This is a genomic window from Tenacibaculum piscium (genome assembly GCF_021390715.1).
Classification (GTDB): Bacteria; Bacteroidota; Bacteroidia; order Flavobacteriales; family Flavobacteriaceae; genus Polaribacter; species Polaribacter piscius.
The window spans coordinates 1-3,421 of record NZ_JAJGWT010000025.1 but is presented as its reverse complement, the minus strand read 5'-3'; the positions used below and the strand labels follow the sequence as shown (position 1 = coordinate 3,421).

Here is a 3,421-nt window from a genome sequence, read left to right as displayed (position 1 = left end):
TTCTTGAAAACTATAAATATTCTTAATTTTTTCTTCTTTTTCTTAAATTATTTTTGATTCAGATTCTACAAACGAGTTAAAAAACATTTCAAAACTCTTTTTTGAAAACTATAAATATTCTCAATTTTTTCTTCTTTTTCTTAAATTTGTTTTGATTCAGATTCTACAAACGAGTTAAAAACATTTCAGAACTTTTTCTTGAAAACTAGAAATATTCTTAATTATTTTTCTTTCTTAAAATAGTTTTATTTAAAATTTTACAAATGAACTAATGTTTTTATTTGTTTGAAAATCAATTATTTATTTTATTTTGGTCAGTTTTTTTTGCTATTATTTACAACGGTTAGGCTATGATTAGTACGGGAATTAAAATTACTGAATTTCCGATTAAGCACTTAGCCAAATCTTTTTATTTTGTTTTATCTTTTTCTTTATAAAGCCAAATCAAAAAGATTTGGCGGACTTGGTTGTAAGCAAGAAGCTTTTGATTAGGCACTAAACCCCGTATTAATTATAGCCATTGTTGTAGGGCGTTGCTTATTACCCAAAAATTATTTCATTAAACATATTATTAACTCGATTATCCCACATTTGAGCACGGTTACCTTTATTTATCGTTTTTTCAATATTTGAATAGTTTAAAATTAACCTAGCTATAAGCATACGTAATTTTTCAACAGAATCATCTTTATTAAAATCTGCATCATAAGTTAAAGTTATCTTTTCCCCACTATGAACAAAATTATTCCTTTTAGTATAAAGTTCACTTAATAGTCGTGAATACTCTTTTTGTTCTGATGTAGATTTAGATATTAGTTTTGGTAATATTGCTGACAACCTTAATCTTTTTTCATTTTTTCCTTGGGTTAAAACGCTTTCAGCAATTGTCAGCAGTAATATTGTTGAAATTGAAGCATTCTGAGATAGAGATTCCGAAAACAGAAACATTCCATTTAGAAATCTTAAATCTAAATCGTCAAGTTTTTCTTTTAGATAGATACATTTTAGAAACTTATTAAATCCTCTTTTAAATTTAGGTTCGTTTAACCAACTCAAATCGAAAGGCATATCAATTTCAAAACTAAGTGGTCTATGATGTTGACGCCAATTCTCTTTAGAATAAACAGCTAAATGACTTGGCTTTTTTAGCATTCTTGTTTTAGCACGAATTAACATCGATGTTTTATCATTGTCCGTACCTTTTATTTTTCCATAATAAAAGCATTGCAACGCATATAAGATGGTCTTGATTATATTTTCTGAATTATAATGAACAAATTTTGTTTGCTGTTTTTGTTTAAGACAAAATAATGGGTATTCCCAAAAATGAGATGACCTTGAACTCTCAGTATGATTAGCAAACCAAGTTGTATTTTCCAGTTTACCACGTGTTAATCTATTTACAATTTTTATCTTCTCTTTTTTAGAATATTCTTGTGGTATAAAAGTGTAATTTCTAAATGAGATTTTTTCTTTAAACTGTGAATTCGGTATTGGAATAATTATTAAATGGTCGGAAAGATTATTATTTAAAGTATCAATAACACTTTTTATAATACTATTTACATCTTTCTCTTCACAAATAATAGGGTCATATTTAATTATACTTTCGAGTCCTTGAGTAATACCATGAATAGCAATATCTTCGTCATAGATAGCTTTTATTTCTTCTATCTTATAAAGTTCTGATATGAGATTGTAGTATGCTTTGTTCTCATAATCTATTTCTAGTATTCCATTCTTGAATGAGTTATTAGCAAATGCTGTTATAAATTCTGCAAGTCCTTTTTTTTGTTTCTTGCTTAGTTCCATCTAATATTTTTTTACTAAAGTATTTGTAAAATGCCCTACAACGGATTTGTATATGATTTGTTGCGTTATTCTGGACTAAATTTAGTAAAAAAAAATCGGAATAGAAAATCCCCCAAGGGATTTTCGTATGTAGGCGAAAACCAGCAATTAATTATATACGTTGTTAGTTTTTCGTTGCGAAACATTTTTATAAGCACGTTTTTTTGCGTTTCTAAGTTTTTTAAGAATTTAAAATTCAAGATTTGTTTATTTTTTCTTTAAAATTCTAAACATTCTTTTTTAGATTCACGTAAAACAGGTTTTTTCACGAGTTTAAAATTCAAAATTTGTTATATTTCATTAAACTTTTTCTTTAAAATTCTAAATATTCTTTTTTGGATTTACTCAAACCAGCAATTTTTCACGAGTTTAAAGATTTTCAATTTGTTAGTTTTTTTCTAAACTTTTTCTTTAAAACTCTAAATATTCTTTTTTTAGATTTATGCAAAACAGCGTTTTTTATGAGTTTAAAAATTTACGATTTATTGATTTTTAATTATTCAAAAACATTCTCAATAATTCTCTCTTTTCTTTAATATTCTCATTTTTTCTGAGCAATGAAAACTAACGTTTTTGTATATTATTTGTTGCGTATTTCGAGCAACTAATTTAGTAAATAAAAACGGAATAGGAAATCCGCCAAGGATTTTCGTAAGTTTGTCAAGAACCAGCAATAAATTATATACGGTGTTAGCAAATGCTTTTATTTAAAATTGTATTTTATTCCTAAATTCAAAATTCTGTTGTCAGTAGAAATAGGAATAATATTAATAAAATCATCATTATTTCTATCATTTCCCCACAAATAAACTTCAATATTTGTATAAAATGCTATTCTTTCAGAAAGAAAATAATTAAATCCAATTCCCGTATTTAAGTTAGTGAAAAATGAAGAAAAATCGGTGTTTTCAAGTATAGGATATGAATACTTTCTTTCAATTTCTTGATTAAAAGCTAGTCCTAGATTTAAAGACCCTTTTAAGTTTTTTAAAATTTTAAATTCCCATTGTAAGTTTATCGGAATAGAAATTACTTTTCCTTCAAAATTATATTTATTATCTGAAAAAGAAAGCCCAGTTTTAAAGTATTTTATTCTTCCTCTAATACTCCATTGGTTTGAGAAATAGTATTCTGTAAGTAGGCCGATTTGAAATGATTCACTTTTAGGTGTATCTTGGAATGAAATAATTTTGTTAAAGCCAGTTTCAACACCAAAAAACCATTTATGTTTTAAATTTGATAATTCATTTGATTGTGAATTTACTTTATTTATAAATAAAATTAAAATCAGTATTATTAATTTATTTTTCATTTAATAGTTTTTGCTAACGGATTTGTATATGATTTGTTGCGTAATTCGGGACTAAATTTAGTAAAAAAAATCGGAATAGAAAATCCCCCAAGGGATTTTCGTATGTAGGCGAAAACCAGCAATTAATTATATACGTTGTTGTAAATAGTAGCTTTTTGTTTATTCCTAACTTTGATTATTAAATTACTATTCAAAAAACCGATAAAATTTAAAATTCTACAAACGAGTTAAAAATATTTCAGAACTTTTTCTTGAAAA

At 25.5% G+C, this 3,421-nt stretch carries 2 protein-coding genes; both read right to left on the bottom strand.

Annotation, left to right across the window (positions count from 1 at the left end; all coding sequences use genetic code 11):
* Window positions 1-540 precede the first annotated feature (540 nt).
* Window positions 541-1,812: a hypothetical protein gene (locus tag L0U77_RS11720; RefSeq protein WP_232124595.1), complete on the bottom strand. Its 1,272-nt coding sequence runs from the start codon at window positions 1,810-1,812 to the stop codon at window positions 541-543.
* Window positions 1,813-2,554: 742 nt separating this feature from the next.
* The gene (locus tag L0U77_RS11715; RefSeq protein WP_233901255.1) at window positions 2,555-3,163 is read right to left on the bottom strand and encodes an outer membrane beta-barrel protein; all 609 of its coding nucleotides are present in this window, start codon (window positions 3,161-3,163) and stop codon (window positions 2,555-2,557) included.
* Window positions 3,164-3,421: the final 258 nt, after the last annotated feature.